This is a genomic window from Pseudoalteromonas sp. MTN2-4 (assembly GCF_042848605.1).
GTDB lineage: Bacteria > Pseudomonadota > Gammaproteobacteria > Enterobacterales > Alteromonadaceae > Pseudoalteromonas.
In genome coordinates this window covers 1-3,468 of record NZ_BTGK01000024.1, presented here as the reverse complement: position 1 = coordinate 3,468, position 3,468 = coordinate 1, and the positions used below count along the sequence as shown (strand labels likewise).

Here is a 3,468-nt window from a genome sequence, read left to right as displayed (position 1 = left end):
GGGTAAAAAATTGTGGGCTAAAATTGAGCGAAGCGAAAAGCCCGCAAGTTTTTTATCCCAGTTTAATTGCTTGTTAGTTGCCCGATTACTCAATTTTTACATTGAAGTAATAAGAGTGCTCACAGTTTCTCAGTTGAATAAAATTACTAGAGCGTATTAATTCAAACTGGATATCTTTACGATGAGTAAACAGGTCATCCACTTTAACATTCCGGTTAATTAGAGTCAGAGAATTTTCATTTTTCTCGAAATCACCAGTTTCCATTATTGGGTCACTCGGATCGTCCCCATAGCAATCGTTCAACATTCGATATTTCTGTTCGGCAAATATTATAACATTGGGGCATTCAACTTTTTCATTCGCGCTATTCACTTGCTCCCATTCAGAAGCACTCGATTGGTATGGTAATGTTAAAACCAACGTTACAAACAAATATCTCATAGGGCAACTAACGCCAAGCTAAAAGGCAAATTTTGTTGGGTTGGTTTTTGCCTGCGCAGCAGAATAGTAAAAAGCGACACAGCAAAATTTGTCCGATTGAGCGCCTTGTTATAAGCCTTTACTTTGATCTTTATACTTAGTTTCTAGTAGACAGATTCTGTTGTTAGTTTTTTTAACGGCATATGCTGCGTAGTGATATAAAATAAAAAAAGCTGCAATTCCAACAAGTATTGCTGTCAGTGAAGGAGGTAAAGCAATAGATAACGTAAGAGCTATTAAACCGATTACCAAAACTATACACATAGTATGAGAGAACCCAAATAGCTTTTTATTTTTTAACGCTAATACCTTTAAGTGTTCGTCAATATTCATTAGTTACTTCCTATCTATAATGAAATTTTCACCAATATGCTTTTCTAATCCGTAAGCTCAATTGGCTTATAACGCCGTGCTAAGCGGCTAAAAAAGTTTGGCTAAAATTAGTGAGGTACGAACGACAAGCCAAACTTTTGTGTCCGCCCTTGAGCGCCTTGTTAGTTGCCAATTACTGCATTCTGTAAAATTAAAACTTGTTTCTTACGCCAAAAAGGGAAAAACAATAATCCTGTTTCACTGTCATCATACCACTCGTTTTCATGTAAAGCCTGAACTACCCACTTGTATTCAGATGTTCCACGTTTGAACACTTTAAGACGGCACTTATCGCTGAGGCCAAAAGCAAAGCAATTTAAAGCTTCTTCCAATTCTGTGAACTCTTCGTGCCATCCAGAAAAGCCAACGGTAAAACTATTTCCATTTTCTGTAAGCCAAACCGTAAAGCCGTTAACAGGGTTAACAGAAATAGAGCTTTCATCCTGCTCATAATCTAGTTCAGGATATTTCTTTAATTTTTCGACAATTTGGGAAATAGCAGACATATCATCCTTGGCAACTAACGCTTGCCGTAAACGGCACAAAATAGCAGGCTTAAACTGGCGACGATGGAGCACAAGCCTGCTATTTTGTGTCCCTGGTTTTACGGCCTTGTTAACTGCCTTATTCTTCGAGCCATTCTTTATGCTGGTCAATGAAATCTTCCCAAAAATCAACTTCACCAGAAATACTTTGTAGTCGTTTTTGTATTGAAGAAAGCTCATTAAAATCAGAGATTGTTCTTTCATCAGGTTCAATTTGCGGACAGTTTTGTTCACCTAATCCATGCAGATAAGAAAGCAACTCTAAGAAAGAATTTAAAGAAGTTGCAACTAGCTCAGGTTCCCAATAGTCATTTCCATGCATTGCTGTATAAACTGGCAAAGATGATTCACTTATATCTACGAAGAATGGATCTCCGACTTCAGTATCGGTTCCTATAACAACCCAACTCTCCTGCCAATCCCCTTCGTCCATACCTGTTAAGTCGTTACCATCTAGGTCAATACTGTAGCCTAATTGGAGTGTATTAATCGAAGATTCGTCAACAATATTAAAACCACTTGCACCAAAAAAGACTTCTTTGATACTTAGCGATTTTAACTTATTTATTACCTCATGCACCATACTCTCCTTTGGCAGTTAACGCTTGCCATAAACGGCATAAAATAGCTGGCTAAACTCAGCGACGAAGGAGCACAAGCCAGCTGTTTTGTGTCCTTTGTTTTATGGCCTTGTTATGTTGCGTTCATCAATGCATGATTTGATATATATAAAACTCCTTGCATTTACCATCCTTAAGATAAACTTCTAAAGATAGTCCTGGCCTTTCTGGTTTTGTTCGCTCTAAGAATATACCTATTTCATTTTCATTACGATAGAGAATATTTTTGACATCTACATCTTTAATTGAAAGAAACTCCTCAACTAAATACATACGGTCTTCGAAACTGTATTTGGGTTTACAACCTTGACCAGTATTGAAGTAATCTCTAGCTTTCTGCACAAATTTTAATAAGTATTCTTTCTCTTGAGGATCCGCACTAGCCTGAACAGTACAAGGTAATAAACATACAATTAAATATAGATATTTCACGATTGTCTCAATTATCAGCCAATGTGACGATTAGCAACATAACGCCGCGCTCTGCGGCAAATTTGGAGCGCAGCGGAAAATTTGTCCGGCAGCAGCGCCTTGTTATGCAATGCTCGATTTAAAAAAATATTGAGACTCCCAATATAAATACGAGAACCCATATTGCAAACACAATACTATTTAATGGCTTTTGCATGTGTAACAGCACCTGAACCAATTCACGATACGACTGCTGTTCCGGTGATAGCTCTTTTGGCTCATCAATATCATCATATTGGTACTCTTCTTCCTCATCGTCTTCGCTCTTTTTAATGGTGTGCGTACCAATCTTGGATGCTAGACCTATACTAGAAACGAAAGCGTCTGAGTGGTCATAAATGAATATATCGCGAGGGTGATAATGCTCGCGTAGCGAATCGTCGACCTCAAAGCTAAAAGATAGTAATTCAACGTATAGATCAATGGTTGAGGAAGGGTCTGATTGTAGATTACTAGCTATAGTGTTCAGTTGTTCCTCAGGAATCGTCATTTCGAATATGATGTCATCCTCACCCGGATCATAGTTCATGCGAAAACAACTTCCAAAGAAAACACCTTCAGGGAATTTCTCGCTCTCCTTAATCGGTTCACCGGACTTTAATATTACCTGTGTTTCACCCCTTGGGCGCTCAAGTGTAAAAATATCATCGTCATCACCATCTTGCTCAGCACAATATATGGTGTCTCTCATCTGATCTTCATCGACGATCGCCTTGATAGCAAAGCTAGTTTTAATATCAGGCTTAATGAGCTTTACTGGATTGTCTTTGAAATCACCTTTTATATCCCAGTCTTTATCGTGAGTATTAACTTGCGTGATTATCTCTATATTCTTGAGTGGTAATGACAATCCATTGAAGCTTCTTCGCCATTCAAGTGGTCTTGAACGATCCTTAGGAACGTCTGCCTCTTGGAAAATTGAGTCCGATGCTTTTTTTAATTTCGTATTAGAGCGAAACAATTTTCGATCTCCTTGAGT

5 protein-coding genes are annotated in these 3,468 nt (G+C 38.1%); all 5 read right to left on the bottom strand.

Features of this window, described 5'->3' with window-relative positions:
- Window positions 1–550 precede the first annotated feature (550 nt).
- Window positions 551–814, bottom strand: a complete 264-nt coding sequence (locus ACGHEH_RS21420; RefSeq protein ID WP_390449729.1) for a hypothetical protein — start codon at window positions 812–814, stop codon at window positions 551–553.
- Window positions 815–975: 161 nt separating this feature from the next.
- The gene (locus tag ACGHEH_RS21415) at window positions 976–1,431 is read right to left on the bottom strand and encodes a hypothetical protein (RefSeq protein ID WP_390449726.1); all 456 of its coding nucleotides are present in this window, start codon (window positions 1,429–1,431) and stop codon (window positions 976–978) included.
- A gap of 46 nt (window positions 1,432–1,477) precedes the next feature.
- Window positions 1,478–1,981, bottom strand: a complete 504-nt coding sequence (locus ACGHEH_RS21410) for a hypothetical protein (RefSeq protein ID WP_390449724.1) — start codon at window positions 1,979–1,981, stop codon at window positions 1,478–1,480.
- A gap of 124 nt (window positions 1,982–2,105) precedes the next feature.
- Complete coding sequence (locus ACGHEH_RS21405) at window positions 2,106–2,450, bottom strand: hypothetical protein (protein WP_390449721.1); 345 nt, start codon at window positions 2,448–2,450, stop codon at window positions 2,106–2,108.
- Window positions 2,451–2,568: 118 nt separating this feature from the next.
- A partial coding sequence (locus ACGHEH_RS21400) for a hypothetical protein (protein ID WP_390449719.1) occupies window positions 2,569–3,468 on the bottom strand: 900 nt, incomplete at its 5' end.

Coding starts and splice junctions, on each gene's coding strand:
- ACGHEH_RS21420 (WP_390449729.1), bottom strand. CDS start 814: ATGAATATTGACGAACACTTAAAGGTATTAGCGTTAAAAAATAAAAAG.
- ACGHEH_RS21410 (WP_390449724.1), bottom strand. CDS start 1,981: ATGGTGCATGAGGTAATAAATAAGTTAAAATCGCTAAGTATCAAAGAA.